Origin of the sequence: Micromonospora thermarum (assembly GCF_012034245.1) — a bacterium.
In the GTDB taxonomy this organism is placed as follows: domain Bacteria; phylum Actinomycetota; class Actinomycetes; order Mycobacteriales; family Micromonosporaceae; genus Micromonospora; species Micromonospora thermarum.
Map to the genome: position 1 here is coordinate 19,765 of NZ_JAATEO010000006.1, position 17,099 is coordinate 36,863.

At 70.4% G+C, this 17,099-nt stretch carries 15 protein-coding genes; 4 read left to right on the forward strand and 11 right to left on the reverse strand.

Annotation, left to right across the window (positions count from 1 at the left end):
- Positions 1-95 precede the first annotated feature (95 nt).
- Positions 96-812, forward strand: a complete 717-nt coding sequence (locus HCJ94_RS07425; RefSeq protein ID WP_168000230.1) for a TetR/AcrR family transcriptional regulator — start codon at positions 96-98, stop codon at positions 810-812.
- A gap of 80 nt (positions 813-892) precedes the next feature.
- Here the strand turns inward: HCJ94_RS07425 and katG are convergent, their stop codons facing one another.
- From katG to HCJ94_RS07440, 3 genes are all read right to left on the reverse strand, one after another.
- Positions 893-3,169, reverse strand: coding sequence for a catalase/peroxidase HPI (gene katG, locus HCJ94_RS07430; RefSeq protein ID WP_168000231.1), 2,277 nt, complete (start codon positions 3,167-3,169; stop codon positions 893-895).
- A 23-nt stretch (positions 3,170-3,192) separates the two neighbouring features.
- Positions 3,193-3,621 (reverse strand): Fur family transcriptional regulator, encoded by a 429-nt coding sequence (locus HCJ94_RS07435; RefSeq protein ID WP_168000232.1) that lies wholly within the window; start codon positions 3,619-3,621, stop codon positions 3,193-3,195.
- Positions 3,622-4,088: 467 nt separating this feature from the next.
- Positions 4,089-4,742, reverse strand: coding sequence for a hypothetical protein (locus HCJ94_RS07440; RefSeq protein ID WP_168000233.1), 654 nt, complete (start codon positions 4,740-4,742; stop codon positions 4,089-4,091).
- 223 nt (positions 4,743-4,965) lie between these two features.
- On the opposite strand from HCJ94_RS07440, the gene HCJ94_RS07445 reads away from it, so the two are divergent.
- The gene (locus HCJ94_RS07445) at positions 4,966-5,547 is read left to right on the forward strand and encodes a phytanoyl-CoA dioxygenase family protein (protein WP_309227179.1); all 582 of its coding nucleotides are present in this window, start codon (positions 4,966-4,968) and stop codon (positions 5,545-5,547) included.
- A 49-nt stretch (positions 5,548-5,596) separates the two neighbouring features.
- On the opposite strand, the gene HCJ94_RS07450 is transcribed toward HCJ94_RS07445, so the two are convergent.
- Complete coding sequence (locus tag HCJ94_RS07450) at positions 5,597-6,985, reverse strand: cellulase family glycosylhydrolase (protein WP_168000234.1); 1,389 nt, start codon at positions 6,983-6,985, stop codon at positions 5,597-5,599.
- Between the two features lie 407 nt (positions 6,986-7,392).
- Between HCJ94_RS07450 and HCJ94_RS07455 the strand changes: the two genes are divergently transcribed.
- The gene (locus HCJ94_RS07455) at positions 7,393-7,707 is read left to right on the forward strand and encodes a hypothetical protein (protein WP_168000235.1); all 315 of its coding nucleotides are present in this window, start codon (positions 7,393-7,395) and stop codon (positions 7,705-7,707) included.
- Positions 7,708-7,897: 190 nt separating this feature from the next.
- Complete coding sequence (locus HCJ94_RS07460) at positions 7,898-8,668, forward strand: SDR family NAD(P)-dependent oxidoreductase (RefSeq protein WP_168000236.1); 771 nt, start codon at positions 7,898-7,900, stop codon at positions 8,666-8,668.
- Between the two features lie 31 nt (positions 8,669-8,699).
- Here the strand turns inward: HCJ94_RS07460 and HCJ94_RS07465 are convergent, their stop codons facing one another.
- From HCJ94_RS07465 to HCJ94_RS07495, 7 genes are all read right to left on the reverse strand, one after another.
- Positions 8,700-9,272, reverse strand: a complete 573-nt coding sequence (locus tag HCJ94_RS07465; protein ID WP_240944032.1) for a M20/M25/M40 family metallo-hydrolase — start codon at positions 9,270-9,272, stop codon at positions 8,700-8,702.
- The gene (locus HCJ94_RS07470; protein WP_168000237.1) at positions 9,269-10,123 is read right to left on the reverse strand and encodes an amino acid ABC transporter permease; all 855 of its coding nucleotides are present in this window, start codon (positions 10,121-10,123) and stop codon (positions 9,269-9,271) included. Before HCJ94_RS07470 ends, HCJ94_RS07465 begins: the two co-directional genes overlap by 4 nt.
- A 118-nt stretch (positions 10,124-10,241) precedes the next feature.
- Entirely contained in the window at positions 10,242-11,081 is an 840-nt protein-coding gene (locus tag HCJ94_RS07475; protein WP_240944033.1) for a transporter substrate-binding domain-containing protein, read from the reverse strand.
- A 196-nt stretch (positions 11,082-11,277) separates the two neighbouring features.
- Positions 11,278-12,174 (reverse strand): MurR/RpiR family transcriptional regulator, encoded by an 897-nt coding sequence (locus tag HCJ94_RS07480; RefSeq protein ID WP_309227180.1) that lies wholly within the window; start codon positions 12,172-12,174, stop codon positions 11,278-11,280.
- Positions 12,175-12,308: 134 nt separating this feature from the next.
- Entirely contained in the window at positions 12,309-13,373 is a 1,065-nt protein-coding gene (locus tag HCJ94_RS31115) for a pre-peptidase C-terminal domain-containing protein (protein ID WP_309227181.1), read from the reverse strand.
- A gap of 617 nt (positions 13,374-13,990) precedes the next feature.
- Complete coding sequence (locus tag HCJ94_RS31120; protein WP_168000238.1) at positions 13,991-16,300, reverse strand: tetratricopeptide repeat protein; 2,310 nt, start codon at positions 16,298-16,300, stop codon at positions 13,991-13,993.
- Positions 16,301-16,590: 290 nt separating this feature from the next.
- Entirely contained in the window at positions 16,591-16,983 is a 393-nt protein-coding gene (locus HCJ94_RS07495; protein ID WP_168000239.1) for a hypothetical protein, read from the reverse strand.
- Positions 16,984-17,099: the final 116 nt, after the last annotated feature.

Below are 17,099 nucleotides of genomic sequence, written 5' to 3' on the forward strand. Positions count from 1 at the left end.
ACGGCGTACACCTCCATGCGGAACACTGTAGGTGTACGCCGTACACCGGTCAAGAGGATTAGGGTTCAACCCGCCGCCGAAGGACGAGGAGCGAGATGGTCGAGCAGGCCGAGATGCCGCCCCGAACGCCGCTGAGCAGGGAGCGCATCCTGCGCGCCGCCATCGCGCTCGCCGACGAGGCCGGGATCGGGTCCCTCAGCATGCGCAACCTCGCCCAGGATCTCGGCGTCGTGCCGATGGCCCTCTACAAGCACGTGGCCAACAAGGACGAACTGCTCGACGGCATGATCGACGTGGTCGTCGACGAGATCGACCCGCCGGCCCCCGCCGCCGACTGGAAGCACGAGGTGCGCCGGCGCATCCTCTCGGCGCGACAGGTGCTGCGGCGCCACCCCTGGGCGCCGCTCGCGATCGAGTCGCGGAACATGGCGACGCCGGCCGTCCTCGCCTACCTGGACTCGATGGTCGGGACCTTCCGGGCCGGCGGGTTCTCCGCCGACCTCACCCACCACGTGATGCACGCGATGGGCAGCCGGATCCTGGGCTTCAGTCAGGAACTGTTCGACGCCTCCCGGAACGCCGGCCGGTCCGGCACGACCATCCCCGACCCGCCGGCAGCCCTGCCACCGGAGGTCGCCGCCCGGTTCCCGCACCTCGCGGAGATCGCCACGGCGGCATCCCACGACACCGCGTCGGTCGTGGGGCAGGGCTGCGACGACCAGTTCGAGTTCGAGTTCGCCCTGGACCTGCTGCTGGACGGCATCGAACGGCTGCACCAGCAAGGCTGGACATCGTCGCGCCGACCCCGGTGAGACGGCCAGCACGGATCCTCATGGGCGCACGCACGAGCCCCGGTCCATCGGTGGACCGGGGCTCGTCGTTCGAAGCCAGGTCAGGCGAGGTCGAACCGGTCCAGCTCCATGACCTTGGTCCAGGCCGCGACGAAGTCGGCGACGAACTTCTCACGCGCGTCCTGGCTGGCGTAGACCTCCGCGAGGGCCCGCAGCTGGGAGTTGGAGCCGAAGACGAGGTCGACCGCGGTGGCGGTCCACTTCACCTCATCGGTGGCCAGGTCCCGGATCTCGTACACGTGCTCGTCGGACTCCGACGCCTTCCACCGCGTGCCCGGGGAGAGCAGGTTGGTGAAGAAGTCGTTGGTGAGCACGCCGGGCCGGTCGGTGAGGACGCCGTGCCGGGTGCCGCCGACGTTGGCCCCGAGGGAGCGCAGGCCGCCGACGAGGACGGTCATCTCGGGCGCGGTCAGGTTGAGCATGTAGGCACGGTCGACGAGCAGCACCTCCGGCTGGGTCTTCTCGCCGGCACGCAGGTAGTTGCGGAACCCGTCGGCGCGCGGCTCGAGGACCCGGAACGACTCGACGTCGGTCTGCTCCTGGTTGGCGTCGGTGCGACCCGGGTGGAACGGCACGGTCACCTCGACGCCGGCGTCGCGCGCCGCCTTCTCGACCGCGGCCGAGCCGGCCAGCACGATCAGGTCCGCGAGCGAGATCTTCGCCCCGCCGGCCTCGTTGAACTCCCGCTGGATGCCCTCAAGGGTCGCCAGGACCGTCGCGAGCTGCTCCGGCTGGTTGACCTCCCAGCTGCGCTGCGGCTCGAGACGGATCCGCGCGCCGTTGGCGCCGCCGCGCTTGTCGGTGGACCGGAAGCTGGCGGCGGAGGCCCAGGCGGTGGAGACCAACTGGGCGGTCGTGAGGCCGGACTCCAGGACCTTCGCCTTGAGGGCGGCGACGTCGGCGTCACCCACGAGCTCGTGGTCGACGGCCGGCACCGGGTCCTGCCACAGCTGGGGCTCGGGCACCCACGGCCCGAGGAAGCGGCTGACCGGGCCCATGTCGCGGTGCAGCAGCTTGTACCAGGCCTTGGCGAACGCCAGCGCGAACTCGTCGGGGTTCTCCAGGAAACGGCGCGAGATCTTCTCGTACGTCGGGTCGAAGCGCAGCGACAGGTCGGTGGTGAGCATCGTCGGCTTGTGCTTCTTCGACGGGTCGAACGGGTCCGGGATGATCTCCGGGGCGTCCTTGGCGACCCACTGCTTGGCGCCGCCGGGGCTCGTGGTGAGCTCCCACTCGAAGCCGAAGAGGATCTCGAAGAAGCGGTTGCTCCACTGCGTCGGCCGGTCGGTCCACGTCACCTCGAGACCGCTGGTGATCGTGTCCGGGCCCTTGCCGCTGCCGTAGGTGCTCAGCCAGCCCAGGCCCTGCGCCTCCAGCGGGGCAGCCTCGGGCTCCGGGCCCACATGGTCGTCGGCGACGCCGGCGCCGTGGGTCTTGCCGAAGGTGTGGCCACCGGCGATGAGGGCGACGGTCTCCTCGTCGTTCATCGCCATCCGGGCGAAGGTCTCGCGGATGAAGTGGGCCGCGGCCAGCGGGTCCGGGTTGCCGAGCGGGCCCTCCGGGTTGACGTAGATGAGTCCCATCTCGGTCGCGCCGACGCCCTCGGCCATCTCCTTCTCGGAGACGTAACGCTCGTCGCCGAGCCAGGTGTCCTCCGGACCCCAGAAGATCTCCTCGGGCTCCCAGACGTCCTCCCGGCCGAAGCCGAAGCCGAAGGTCTTGAAGCCCATCGACTCCAAGGCGACGTTGCCGGCGAGTACGAGCAGGTCGGCCCACGAGATCTTCTGACCGTACTTCTGCTTGACCGGCCACAGCAGCCGGCGGGCCTTGTCGAGGTTGGCGTTGTCCGGCCAGCTGTTGAGCGGGGCGAACCGCTGACCACCGTCGCCGGCGCCACCGCGACCGTCGTGGATGCGGTAGGTGCCGGCGGCGTGCCAGCTCATCCGGATCATCAGGCCGCCGTAGTGGCCGAAGTCGGCCGGCCACCACTCCTGCGAGGTGGTGAGGACGTTGACGATGTCCTGCTTGAGGGCCTCGACGTCGAGCCTGGCGAACTCCTTGGCGTAGCTGAAGCTCTCCCCCAGCGGGTTGCCCTTCGGCGAATTGGCGTGCAGCACCGACAGGTCGAGCTGGTTGGGCCACCAGTCCCGGTTGGTGCGCGGGCGACCGCCGGTCTTCGGGGTCGGCGAGTCGATCGCCGGGTTCTCGCTCTCGCTGCCGTGCGCGGTCACGGAGTCGTGCGCGACCGGGCAGCCGGCCGCCGCCTTCTTGTCCACGCCCTGCGCGCTGACGGGGGCGTTGTCCTGGGTGTCGCTCATCTACTTCCTTCCGAACTGGCGGATCACTGGGAGGTGCGTTCGGTCGCACAGCCGGGGCAGGTGCCCCAGTAGACGACCTCCGCCTCGTCGACCACGAAGCCGTGGTCATCCGAGGCGGTGAGACAGGGAGCCTGGCCGACAGCGCAGTCGACGTCGGCGATCGCACCGCAGGAGCGGCACACGACATGGTGGTGGTTGTCCCCCACCCGGGACTCGTACCGTGCGGTGGCACCGGCAGGCTGGATGCGCCGCACCAGACCGGCGTTGGTGAGCGCACGTAGCACGTCGTACACCGCTTGGTGGGACACGGTGGGATGATCCGCCCGCACCAGGGCAATCACCGTGTCGGTGTCAACGTGCGGACGGTCGCGCAGGGCGGCGAGCACCGCCAACCGGGCCCGCGTCACGCGCAACGAGGCCGCCCGCAGCTGCGCCTCGAAGTCGGACGTCATGCGATGACCCTAGCCCACTCTTTTGGAATGAATCAAGTTTTACTGGGACCCGCTTCGGTCGTCTCGCCTGGCCCTGGCGGGCGGTACGCGGCGGGACCAAACGGGCATATATCGCACAATGCATCGTAAACGGAACGAGGGGCGGAGCGGGGGCCCACACCGCCAGCGCCATCAGCGAGGCGACGGGCGGGCTCGATCCGTACCGCCAGAACGGCGTCCGCAAGCACCGCTACCGGTCCGGCTCGGTCGGGCGCGCCATGGCGGCCAGGGCGTCCTGCGGCGCCGCCGCGCGGAGGTAGTCGCGGCGCATCGTCCGCCGCCTGCGACGACACTGTCGGCACGCCCACGGAAGCGGCCACCACCGGCCGCAGATCCAACACTTCACGTCGACCCCTCTGCTGACACCGTACGCGGAACGGCACCCTCATCGATTGCCGCCACGCTTCCGCCAGCGGTCGGGCACCGGGTCAGCCGCAGCCCCGGATCCAGGTCCACCCGACGAACCAGTGCCGGGCCGTGACGGCGAGCTCGCACGCGGCGGCGCCGTCCCCGGTCAGGGTCACCCTCAGGTCGTGGGTGTTCTGGTACCAGGTGCCGGTCACGTCGAAGACGCCGCGATAGCCGAACTCGGCATGCTGCTCCAGGCGTGCGTCGGGGCATGGCCGATCGCAGCCGCCGGCCTGCCATGACTGCGCCAGGTGCCAGCCGCCGCCCCACGGCTCGCGGTTCCAGTCGGTGTCCACGGCAGTGTCCACCCGGCTGATCCGGCCGTCGGCGGCGCTCCAGCTGTGGGTGGCGGAGAGGGCGTTCATCAGGATGCCGCAGCAGTCGTACATCCGCGACCACACCCGCAACCGGCGATCACCGCTGCGCTCCCGCGACGACGGCGCGGGCACCAACCGGACCGCGCCGGCCCGTACGACGCAGTTCTCGTCCACGGTGACCGACTGCTGCGCGGCCATCCCGTCCGGCGGGGCCGGCAGCGTCGCGTCGAGGCGTACGTCGGCGCACACCCTTCCCGTGGCGGCGGGGCCACCCGGTGCCGCTGCCGCCGGGGGGCCGGGTGCCGCGATCGTGATTCCCGTCAGGACGACGGCCGCCAGGGCGATCCGCTGCCGCACGTGATGCTCCTTCCCGGGCCAGGATCGGACAGACGAACGGTAAGCGTGCAATGTGAACATCCAGGGTCCGCAGAGGACGGACGTGGGCGGCGTCACGACAACCATGCGCGTCCGTGGAGCTTGGTCCGTCGATCCACACCGGGGCCCGGCCGTGGCCGGCTCCCACTCAGGGGCCCTTGCGGCCGGAGCAGCTGCGAGGCTTCGTCGACCTGGTGACGCATCCGTGGGTGGTCGCGGTCTGCCGGGCCGCGCTCGGCCCGAGTACGAGATCGTCGAGCTCGGCTTCGACGTCCCGTTCCCCGGCGCTGCCATGCAACCCTGGCACCGGGACTTCCCGATGCCGCCCGACACCCGCCGCCAGCGGCGGCTGACCTCCCTGGCGTTCAACCTGACCACGGTGGACACCGTGGAGGAGATGGGGCCGTTCGAGATCGCGCCGGGCACGCAGTGGGGCGAGGGGGACGACTTCGACCACGGGATGTTCCCACCCAAGGAGCGCTACCCTCGCTACCAGGCGCGAGCCGTACGCAAGTACCCTCGCCGCGGCGACATCTCCGGCCGCTCGGCGCTCACCGTCCACCGGGGGACCCCGAACGTCTCCACGCTCGCCCGCCCGGTTCTGGTGCTCGGCGTGGATGCTCCCGGCGCGGGCAACGCCGCGCACCACGACATGGCCGTCACCCGGGAGTACTGGGAGAACCTGCCCGCATCGGTGCGCGCGCACCTGCCGTGCCCGGTGGTGGAGACGCTCACGCCGATCCGCCAGAAGCACACCATCGAGGGCCTGGTGATGGGCGCGGAGTGAATCCCGGGGTGGGTGGCGGACCGGGGCGGGTTCACCCCGGCCGGGACCGTCAGAAGTCGTCCGCCGTGCGCATGCGGTCGCGTACCCAACTGCCGGCCGGCTTGAGCCGGCCCGTACCGCTGAACTGCCCGCTGCCGCACGTTCCGCTGGTGAAGACCGCGCCGGAGCGGACGTCGTCGGAGTAGTTCCAGTTCACCCAACTGATCTTCCTGCGCGCCATGAGGTCGAGGTAGCGCTGGGCCATCGTGAAGTCGTTCGGGCCGTCACCGGAGGCCTCCTGGGTGCCGAACTCGGTCACGAAGATCGGGAGCCGGTCCGCCGCCCGGGCCAACGTGTCGTAGTACCGGTCGCCGTGCGAGGCCGCGTAGAAGTGGAAGACGTACATGAGATTGCTCGCGGCCACCGGGTTGGCGGCGATGGTGTCGACTCCCCCACCGGTCCCGGAGACACCCAGCGACGACCAGTCGGGTGTTCCGACGAGCACCACGGCTTCCGGATCCCGCTGACGGATGACGGGGATGACCTGGTCGGCGTAGCTCTTGACGGCACTCCAGTTGACGCCGTTCGGCTCGTTGGCGATCTCGTAGAGGACGTTCGCCTTGTCGCGGTGGCGGTCGGCGATCTCGGCGAAGAAGGTCCGGGCCCGCGACAGGTTGTGGTTCGGGTTCCCGGGCGTGAGCATGTGCCAGTCGACGATCGCGTAGAGGCCACGGGCGGTGGCCAGCTCGATGTAGTGATGCACCAGGTCGGTGAAGCGGCGCGGGTCCGTCTCGTAGCCGCCCTCCTGGATGTACATCGAGATCCGTACGACGTCCGCCCGCCACTCCTGCGCGAGGACGTCGAGGGAGGCGGGGGTCACGCAGTTGGCGTACCACTGGAGGCCGTGCGTGCTCATGCCCCGCAGTTGGATCGGTTTGCCGTTCCGGTTGCACAGTTGCCGTCCGCAGACCTGGAGCTGCCCGTTCGCCGCCAGCGGTGTGCCGGCGGGGGGCGCCGTGGTCGGTGGAGGCGGGGGTGGGCTCGTCGTCGGCGGAGCCGTCGCGTCGCAGGGCTGGCCGTTGAGACGGCAACCGCGGGGGCTGCCGGACCCGTTGCCGAGGAAGCCGAACGTCACCGAGGCGCCGGGAGCGATCGTGCCGTTCCAGGACCGGTTGGTGAAGCTGTGGTGCTGCCCGTCCCGGGTCATCAGCGCATCCCAGTACGAGCCCACGCTGGTACCCGCCGGCAGTTCGAACTCGACGCGCCAGGAGGTGAGGGTGCTGCCGCCCCCGTTGGTGACGGTGTACCGGCCCTCCCAGCCGGATCCCCAGTCGGTGATCTTGACAAAGGCCGCGGTCGGCGTGGCCGCCGCGGCCGCGGTGGCGGTGACGGCCATGGGCACCGCCGCCATGACCGCGACGACGCCGGCCAGGACGAGATTCCTACCGCCCAGTCTCATCGGGTCCTCCGGTGGAGACGTCGCCCGAACGGCTCGCTGCGCCGACGCCGGGACGGCGCTCCGGCGAGCAGCAATCGAACTATAAACATACTTAAATATTTCTGGCAACGTCCAGCCACGAGGATCGTCGGCTCGGCCTCTGGGAGCGCTCCGATCCGAATCGGCTGCCACCGATCCACGGTGACGGCAGGACGTCGACCCGCCGCCCGCCCGCGGGGCAGGCCGTCGAAGTCGCCGCAGACCGGACCTGAACCGCGCTTACCGCCCGGACACGTGCAACAGACTGCCTATAGCAGCCGGAGACGCGTTCGCCTCAGAAACCCGGAAAGCGCTCCGACCGGACATGAATCCCTTTTATGTTCATCCTGGCTCGTCGCCCAGAGACGACCAGAAAGGGAGTGAGGGACATGTCGAAGAGGTTCGCGACCAGGCTCGCCGGCGCGGTGGCGCTGGGCAGCGCCGCCCTGCTGCTCGGTACACCCGCCGCCGCGTTCGCCGACCACGGAAAGGGTTCGGACCGCGACGGCGGGGTTACCTGTGGGACGGTCGAGCAGAGCAACAGGGCGTTCGTCGCCAACATCATCAGCGACAACGAAGTCGAGGACAGCGACGTCGCCGTCGAGCAGAACGTCTCGATCGACCAGAGGAACGAGAACCGGACCCAGCCCAACACCGTCATCGTGTGCATCAACGACGTGGAGTTGGAGCTGGAGCTGGACTAGGAACCGGCCCGACGCGAAGCCCGTCACCGGTGGTTCCGGTGACGGGCTCGCCATCTGCGAATGTCTCCGCGTAGCCGACGATGAGGCCTTCGGTCTCGGCTCGGCTCGGAGTGTGCCAGTGCGGGCGGAGTACGCCGAACGCCAATCCAGGGGCGGCGGCGCGTGCGACGATCTCGAAGGGTATCTGCCAATGCGCGGACTCAAGGACAAGGTTGCCATTGTCGCCGGTGCGGCGCCGGGCAACATCGGCGGCGCGACAGCGATCCGCCTCGCCGAGGAAGGCATGCTGGTCGTCGCGGCGGATCTGAACGAGGCCGCCGCCCAGGCCGTGGTCGACGGGATCACCAGCTCCGGCGGGACGGCCGTGGCACGCGGCTTCGACATCGCCGACGAGGGCTCGTACCGGGACCTGATCACCTTCACCGTCGACCGATTCGGTGGCCTGCACGGCCTGTTCAACGTGGCCGCGGACCTCTCGCCACGAACCATCGGGCGAGACACCGACGTCACCTCGGTGCCGGTCGACGTGTGGCAGCACACCATCGACGTCACACTCACCGGCTACATGTACGGCGTCCGGCACGCTCTGCCGATCATGATCAAGCAGCGTGACGGCTCCATCGTCAACACGATGTCGAGCGCGGTGTGGTTGGGCGAAACCGAACGGGTCGCGTACCAGGCCGCCAAGAGCGGCCTGATCGGGCTCACCCGGCACACCGCGACGCTCGGTGGCAAGCACGGCGTCCGTACCAACCTCGTGTCGCCCGGCGTGATCCTCACCGGGGCCGCGCTCAACGCCACCACCGTGGAGTGGCGCGACCAGATTCTCGCGACCGTACGCTCGCCGCGGCTGGGAAAGCCGGAGGACCTCGCGGCCATGGTGGCGTTCCTCTTCTCCGACGACGGCGCCTACATCAACGGCCAGTCCCTGCTCGTCGACGGCGGCGCCAGCTTCACGTGATCCCCAACCAGCGGGCACTCGCGACAGCGGGTCACAGTGCTCGGCTGACCTCGTGGATCAGGCCGGCGAGCAGCGCGGTCCGGGGAACGACGGAGTCCAGGTCGAGCCATTCGGCCGGGCTGTGGTCGGCGCCGCCGACCGGTCCCAGTCCGTCGAGGACCGCCGCACCGGTTTCGACCAGCAGGTTCGCATCGGCGCAGCCGCCGGTGGCGGTGTGCGACACGGGTACGCCGAGCCCCGCGCCCACCTTCGCGGCCAGTTCGATCAGTCGCTGGCCGGCCGGCCCGTGCTCCCACGGCGGGGTGGGTGCGTGCACCGCCAGGTCGGCGCGGACACCGGAGACCCGCGGTTCGGCGACCAGGCGGCGGATCTCGGCGAGCGCCGCCTCGTACTCGCGGGCGTGCCACGCGCGCAGGTCGACCAGCATCCGGGCCCGGTCCGGCACCACGTTCGGCCGCTCCCCCGCAGTGAGGTGTCCGACGTTGACCGTCACCCCGGGCCAGCGGCCGTTGAGCACCTCGACGGGGCCGAACTTCTTGCTGACTCCCTCGGCCCGCACCATCGGCCGGGTCGCGACCGCCAGCCTGTCTTCGACGGTTGTCATCGGACTCCTCCCCGGGCGAAACCACGGCCGAACCGGCGCTCGATCAGCCACTGGCCGGCGGACAGCAGGCTGACCAGGGCGAGATACCAGATCGCCGCCACCACGAGCAGCGGGATCACCTTGTAGTTGCCCTGGTAGACGGTCTGCACGGCGGTCATCAGGTCCCGGCCGGCGATGATCGAGACCAGCGCGGTGGACTTGAGCATGGTGATGGTCTCGTTGCCCATCGGCGGGATGATGACCCGCATGGCCTGGGGCAGCACCACCCGCCGCAGGGTCAGCGCCGGGCTCATCCCGAGCGCGGCGGCGGCCTCGGACTGGCCGGCGTCGACGGCGAGGATGCCGCCCCGGACGACCTCGGCCGCGTACGCCATCTCGTTGAGCGACAGCGCCAGCACGGCGGCGACCGTGCCGGTGACCACCACGCTGGTCGGCTGGTCGAAGAGCACCGTGTCGGTGAACGGCACGGCCAGCGTGAGCCGGGGGAACAGGGCCCCGAGGAAGCCGAAGAAGATGATCTGCACCAGCAGCGGGGTGCCCCGGAAGACCCAGATGAAGGCCCAGGAGACACCGCGCAGCACGGGGTTGGCCGACAGCCGCATCACCGCGAGCAGGACGCCGCCGACGGTGCCGAGGACCATCGCGAGCAGGGTCAGCCAGAGCGTCGTGACGACGCCGTCGAGGATGTAGTCCTTGAACAGGTACGCGCCGATGGTGCCGGGTTCGAGGTTGGGGCTGTCCAGCAGCGCCCGGAGGAAGAGGGCCGCCATGCCGACCACGAGGATCGCGGTCAGCCAGCGACCGTAGTGCCGGACGGGGACGACCCGTACGGTCTCGGTGTCGCTCGTCATTGAGGTGCCTCCAGCGGGGACGGGGTGCGGCGGTCGCCGGGCGCGCCGTCCGGGCCCGCCCTCACGGAGTCGGAAGGGCGCCCGGCGACCGCGGTTCAGGGAGTCGTCTCCGCCGTGGTCAGTCGATGGCCTGGTCGATCGTGGCCTGCTTGATGGCGATCGGCTGCTGCTTCCACCAGGCGAGGATCTTGGTGTACGTGCCGTCGTCGATCAGCGACTGCACAGCCGCCCGGTACGCCTCGGCCAGCTCCTTGTTGGCCTTGAGGAAGCCGAACCCGTTCGGGCTGGCGAGCCAGCCGTTCGGGGCGGACGGGTCGTCCACCAGCTCGGCCTTGCCGCTCAGCGAGGCGGCGGTGTCGACCAGGTTGACCTTGGTGGCGGCGACCACGTCGACGTTGCCGGCGATCAGTGCCTGCACCGCCTGCGGGTTCTCCGGGTACTCCTTGACGTCGATATTCTTCCCGGCGCAGCTGGACTTGCTGTAGTCCGCGAGGTTCTTCGACTGGTTGCTCGCCTTCTGCACGGCGACCTTGCGGCCGCACAGGTCGGCGACGGTCTTCACACCGACCGGGTTGCCGGTCCTGACGAGGAAGCCGGCGCCGGAGGCGGAGTAGTCGACGAAGGTGGCGACCTGCTGGCGCTCCTTCTTGTCGGTGATGCCGCCGACGATCGCGTCGTACTTGGCGGCCTGCAGGCCCGGCACCAGGCCGTCGAACGGCTGCTGGCTGAAGGTGGCCTTGATGCCCAGTCGGGCGGAGGCGGCCACGAACAGGTCGTAGTCGAGGCCCTTGAACTCGTCCGCCCGGCCCTCGGTCTTGAAGTCGATGAACGGCTCGTAGGGGGCGTTGGTGGCGACGGTCAGGGTGGCCCGGTCCCGGATGGTGGCGGGGACCTTCTTGGCGAGGTCGGCGTCGGTGGCGATCTCACCGACGCCCTCGATGGTGACGGAGACGGTCATGACCTCGTCCCGCCGGAGGCGGTGGAGGAGTCGCCGCCGCAGCCGGCGGTGACGGCGAGCAGGGCCGTGGCCGCGGTGGCCAGGGCGAGCTGACGGATGCGCATGGGGCGTCCTTCCGGGTGCCAGACGAACCAGCTCCCAGACTGTAACGCTCATTACGATCCTTGTGAAGTTACAGATTCTTGTAACGTCGGGTTCAGCTCTCCCTGTAGGTCTGCTGCGCCTTCTCCATCGCCTTCAGCCGCTTGCCGGCGACCGGTCCGAGCCGGTCCATCAACGCCGCGACCAGCGTCTCCACCAGCGCCAACGTGGGCACGAAGCTGTCGTACGGCGACGGCGAGTCGACCCGGCTGGGCAGGACCACCTCGGCCAACCCGGCGATCGGCGACAGCCACCGGTCGGTGAACAGGACCACCCGGGCGCCGCGGGCGGTGACCTCGCGGGCCAGGGCCAGCGTCGGCTCCTCGTACCGCCGGAAGTCGAACAGGGCGAACAGGTCGCGCCGGCCGACGTCGACCAGCATGTCGGTGCGCTCCACCGGGGTGGCGGGGAGCAAACGGCTGTTGCCGCGCACCTGCATCAAGTGCAGCACCAGGTAGTGGGCGAGCAGGCCGGAGAACCGTCCGCCGGCCGCGGTGACCCGCAGGTGCTGGTCGGCGAAGAGGCGGACGGCGGCGTCCAGCTCACCCTGGGGCACCTCGGCGAGGGTGCCGGCGACCGCGTCGGGCAGGCTGGCCGCGGCCCGCGACAGCGCCCCGGCGGGCGGGACGCCGGTACGCTCCGCCGCCCGGTACGCGGTCAGCGGCGAGGTCTCCCGCTCGGCCAGCTCGTCCCGCAGGGCCCGCTGGAACTCCGGGTACCCGCCGAAGCCGAGCCGGCTCAGGAAGCGCAGCACCGTCGGCCCGCTCACCTCGGCCCGCTCGGCCAGCGAGGCGACCGTGCCCAGCCCGGCGGCTGGATACGAGGCCAGCAGGGCGCGCGCCACCCGGCGCTCCGCAGGGCTGCACTCACCCAGCCGCTGCCGGATCAGCGCCGCCACCCCGGGATGCTCGGTCGCCGGTGCGGATCCGCCGACAAGATCAGAGTTCGACACGGACCGAGCCTAACCGCCGGACGGCAGCGGCCCGGCACACCGCGCGCCGGGACGGGGGTGGTCGTCAGGCAGACTGCCGCCCCCGTCGGACGAGCGCGCGGCCGGCAAGGGGTGAGCGGGCCCGCGCCCGGGCATCAGGACCTGGAGGCCGTGCAGGTGTAGTCGGCGGCGCCGGAGCCGGAGTACGCCTCGACCTCGACGTAGTAGGTGCCCGTGCCGGACGCCGTCCGGGTCAAGGAGGCGGACTCGTCCGCTCCCGCGCCGTCGTTGACCGACCGGGTCACCGTGGTCCCGTTCGCGTCCAGCAGGTACAGGTCCGCGTCGTAGGCGGACGGGATGGCGCAGCTGACGCCCAAGGTCTGGCCGCTGGCCACGCTCAGCTTGAAGTAGTCGCGGTCGTTGCCGCTCTTCATGTCACCGGTGACGGTCAGGGGGTAGCTGTTGGCGGTGACGTCGTTGGCAGCGCTGCGCGAGTCGTTCGGCTCGACCTCGGTGTAGCTGGAGCCGCCGCCGGGCGGCGGCGGGTTCGTCGAACAGTCGGTGACCGGGGTGCCGGTGTAGAGGTTGCCGCTCGGGACTCCGTTGGTCACGCTGCGGAGGTAGTAGCCGCAGGTCGGCCGGTTCGCGAAGTTGTAGGTCTGGCCGTTGGTCACCCGCCAGATCTTGAAGTTCGCGTAGGTGAGCGGCTGCCCGGAGACCGCCACCTCCGGCTGGTGGTCGCCGAGGACGACGTACGCGCTCGAACCGCTCAGCGTGGCGAGACCGTTCCTGTCGACGAACAGCGACGCGCCCTCGTTGACGCCGACGCCCCAGGCCGCACCGCCGCTGGTCCGACCGTCCTTGACGGCCCGGGCGACGAACGCCATCGTGCGACCCATCCGGTCGCGCTCCGCGACGTGCGAGTCGTTGATCGTGTTGGCGTAGTGCGGCCAGCGGAACATGCCGGTGGTGAAGGTCAGCGACCGGTCGTACGGGTTGTTCAGCGCGATCGACGAGGTGGCGCTGCCGCCGCAGGCGTCGTACACGATGTCGCTGTTCACGTGGTGGCCGGCGCTGCCGCCGCCGACGCCTCCGCCCTTGGCCACGACGGACTCGACCGACGCCTCCAGCGCGGTCCCCTTCCAGGCCGCGTACCGGCACTGGTCGCGGGGTGCCGCCGTCCGAGCCGGCCAGCACCACCACGTCGATGGTGCCGGCACCGCCGCGGATCGCGTTGATCGCCTGCGTCATGGTCGCGGCCACCACGGCACCGGACCCGTTGAACGTGTACGCCGGGCCGGACCAGGCGGCGCGGCTCACGTCAGTCGTGCTGCCCTGCCGGTCGCGGATGACCTGGGCGTGGGCCGCGGTCACCCCGACCGGGACGGCGGCGGCGACGAGGCTGGCGGCGGTGACCACCGCGAGCCGGGCGCGAAGGACGTTGCGGGCAGAGGACATGGGCACCTCCGAGGGGCCACGAATCGATGAAACGACGCCAAGCCGTCGGCGAAGCAACTGCGGACGATCCGGGGCGGCTTCCACTGCGGCTTCATCGACAGCTCGCCTAGGGAAGTGGGCCGGGGCCGTCGTTAGCTTCGAGCACCACCGCGGACGGGGTCGGCTGCCCGTACCGCCCTGAGCTTCCTCCGCCAGCTCTTCTCCCGTGGCACGAGACGCATACACCGGGAACCTGACGGCGGGTAGGGGTCCACGTTCTGCCACCTTCCGGTCACTGTGGGTTCGAGAGTATTGATGGCGTCAAGAACCCCGAATGTGACCGTGACCCGAGTGGCCCGGCGAGGACCTGGCCGGAACGGCACGGCCCCGAGGAACGTGGTCAGTTGTGGACCACGATCTCGAAGCGTGCGTGGTCCGCGATGGCGGAGAGGTCGACGGGCCCGGGATCGACTGGTCCACCTCGGGTTACCTGTACGGTGCCGGCGTCAACGAGTACGCCCAGTGCGTGGCGCACCCAGTCGACATCGGTGCCGAGGTCGCCGGCGAGCCGGGTCAGGGTGGTCTGGTGGCGCCGACCACCGCGTGCGGTACGCAGTCGGTGCACGAGCCGGCCGTGGAGCGCCTCCTCGATACCGTTCACGGCTTCCCTGGTGCTGTTCGTACCGGGGTGGTTCACGCCCAACAGCCGGACCTGGTCTGCCAGCAGGTCTTTCAGAACGCGGTACGCACCAATGGCGTCGCCCTGGTCGGTGAGCATCCCGGCGAGGTCGCGGCGGAGCGCCAACGCCGCCGGGTGGTCGGGGTCCACGTGCTGTTCATAGTCAGCGATCAGAGCGGTGAGCTCGCCGATCGCCTGGGCCGGCTGCCCGGCGTTGCTGTGCAGCATCGCGAGGTTGCGTCGGGTACTCAAGGTGTCGGCGGAGTAGGCGCCGAAGACGCGCGTCTTCACGGGGAGCAGGCGGGCGAGTTGGGCCGCGCCCACTGCGGGGTTCAGCTCACCACGCCAGGCGGCCAGCTGGCTGTAGGCGGTGAGCGTCTCCGGGTGCGTGGCGCCGTACACCTCCGTGAACAGGGGAACAAGCTCGGTATACATCCGTACCGCGCGTGGGATGTCGCCGCTCTCACCGCACCAGCGCGCCAGGTTGGCCCGGGTGATGAGGGTCTTGGGATGGTTCGGCCCGTGGATCTCGGCTCGGCGCTCGGCCAGGCCCGCGAAGGTCCGCAGGGCCACCTCGACGTTCCCGGTCTCGCCGCGGTAGGTGGCGAGGTTGGCCATGTCGTTGAGGTTGTCGATGTCGTTCTCGCCCAGGGCGCGCGTGCGGTCAGCGATGACCTGTTCGAGTTCGGCCACGGCCTGAGCCGGATGTCCCGACTCGGCAAGCCAACGCGCGTGGCGGGAGCGCGCGAGGAAGGTGTCTCGGTGGCTCGGTCCGAGGTGTTCGGCCGCGGTACGCGCGAGGTCCCGAAAGTGGGCGGCGGCTTTCCGGACGTGGCCGGATCCGCCGAGACTTTCCCCGAGCCCGAACAGCACGGTGTGTCCGTCGGGATCCCAGAGCTCACCTCCGCCGTGGCCGATCAGCGTGCGGGCGTTGTGCCACACCATCTCGGTCAAGTCCCGCTGCGGCCACGGCTGGTTTCCGACGGCCACCACCGCGTCGGCCGTGGCGTGCACCAGGCGGCGCCAGTCGTCCGGCGTCGACTCGCGCCGGGTGGCCTCCCTGGTGGCGCGCTGCACAAGGGCGTGGACCCGGACCGTGTCGGCGGCGACGGTGGCGAGATTGAGTCGATGCAGGTTGCGTAACCCGTCGTTGACGTCGTCCGGGGTGACCTCGCCGCCGGCATCGGCCACGTCCGCCTTGTCTGCCGGTACGCGCCGGGCGGCCAGCCAGGCCAGGACGGCGTCGGTGGTGAACAGGGCGAGGGGGATGTTGTTGGGGTCGAGCAGGCTCGCCAACTCCAGCAGGGGCCGCGCCGACCCGGCCGGGTCGAGGGCGTCGGCGACATCGATCGACAGCGACCAGGTCGCCGCGACGGTCGACGTGTGGTCGTCCGGCAGGGCCCCGCCCTCGGGGACCAGTTGGTCGAGGGTCCTTCTCCGGTCGGCGAACCGCGCTCGGTACTCGGCACAGGTCAGCCCGCGGTCGATCATGTAGGTGGCGGCCTGCGCCAGGGCCAGCGGCAGCAGTCCGAGGTCGGCGGCCAAGCCATCGATCTCGGCGTCCTCGTCGCCTGCGCCGGGCCGGTTGGCGAGTTTCGCCGTCAGGTAGGCCCGTGCCTCGCTGGGCGTGAACAGGCCGACGTCGACCAGGGTCCGGCCCGAGCCACCCAGGGCATCGTCACGGCGGCGGGTGGTGACCACCGTCGCTCCGGCCCCCGCGCTGGGCGGCCACAGTCCGCGTAGATCACCGGGGACGGTCAGGTCGTCGAGAACGACCAGCCACCTCTTGTCCGTGCCGGCAAGCCAGGTCAGCAGTCGGGCCGCGGCCCGTTCGGCGTCACGGTCGCGGTCGTCGACCAGGCCGATCGCGATGGCGGTCTCGGCATAGCCCTCGAGAATCTGCTCCCGGCTGGCCGCCGTGATCCACACCAGCAGGTCCACATCGTTCGCGTTCCACCGCGTGCGGGCGTAGTGGGCGGCGAGCTGGCTCTTGCCTACCCCACCGAGACCGGACAGGACCTGGCACACCACCGCCGTACCACCGTCGGCCGCCGCCGATGCCAGATCAACACCGGCGGCCCGGGGTTGGAAACAATCCACCTCCAGCGGTGCCGCACCAACCCGTTTCGGCCACACCACCTCCCGCCTCGCATGGACGTGGATGTGTCGGCTCTGGTCGACGTTGGTGCTGACCGAGCCGAAGTTGTGCCCGCCGACCGTGACGGCGCCATCACCGGTACCGGCTGGTAAGACGGCATCGGCGGGCGGGGCGGGTGCCGGCACCACGTGACCGCCAGCGGTGGGCCGCCGCCGTTTGAATCTCACGGCTGTGGGGTGCGGTCGAGGTCGACCCGGGTGGTGATCGGCGCGCTGCTGCTACCTCCCACCAACACCGATCCCGCACCGGCACCACCCGCCGCCGGCGGTAGGGTTCGGCCGGACACCGACGTGGAGATCGACCCGAAGTTGTCCTGTCCGACCACGACACCCCCGGAACCCGCAACGGAGAGCTGAGGCGTCGTGACAGGGCCACGCAGCGTCCGCCACGCCAGTGCCGCCGTGGCCACCGACAGCAGCGTCGACGCGAAGAACCCGACCACGGTCACCCACCGGTCGGCGTTCTCGAGCCCCTGCCCGGTCAGAAACACGGCCCAGCCCACAAGCGACGACCCGAACAACACCACGGCGGTGATCACTGACAGTGTCCGGCGCATGCACTCACAACTACCATCGCCGGCCCGCCGCGAGCAACGGACCTCGCCCATCCGGATCTCGCTGTCTGCACGCGCCACGTGCGTCGTGTCCGAGGGCCGACACTCGCCCGACGCCC

Coding starts and splice junctions, on each gene's coding strand:
- HCJ94_RS07455 (WP_168000235.1), top strand. CDS start 7,393: ATGTCGAAGAGGTTCGCGACCAGGCTCGCCGGCGCGGTGGCGCTGGGC.
- katG (WP_168000231.1), bottom strand. CDS start 3,169: ATGAGCGACACCCAGGACAACGCCCCCGTCAGCGCGCAGGGCGTGGAC.
- HCJ94_RS07425 (WP_168000230.1), top strand. CDS start 96: ATGGTCGAGCAGGCCGAGATGCCGCCCCGAACGCCGCTGAGCAGGGAG.
- HCJ94_RS07450 (WP_168000234.1), bottom strand. CDS start 6,985: ATGAGACTGGGCGGTAGGAATCTCGTCCTGGCCGGCGTCGTCGCGGTC.
- HCJ94_RS07470 (WP_168000237.1), bottom strand. CDS start 10,123: ATGACGAGCGACACCGAGACCGTACGGGTCGTCCCCGTCCGGCACTAC.
- HCJ94_RS07460 (WP_168000236.1), top strand. CDS start 7,898: ATGCGCGGACTCAAGGACAAGGTTGCCATTGTCGCCGGTGCGGCGCCG.
- HCJ94_RS07435 (WP_168000232.1), bottom strand. CDS start 3,621: ATGACGTCCGACTTCGAGGCGCAGCTGCGGGCGGCCTCGTTGCGCGTG.
- HCJ94_RS07495 (WP_168000239.1), bottom strand. CDS start 16,983: ATGCGCCGGACACTGTCAGTGATCACCGCCGTGGTGTTGTTCGGGTCG.
- HCJ94_RS07465 (WP_240944032.1), bottom strand. CDS start 9,272: ATGACAACCGTCGAAGACAGGCTGGCGGTCGCGACCCGGCCGATGGTG.
- HCJ94_RS07475 (WP_240944033.1), bottom strand. CDS start 11,081: ATGACCGTCTCCGTCACCATCGAGGGCGTCGGTGAGATCGCCACCGAC.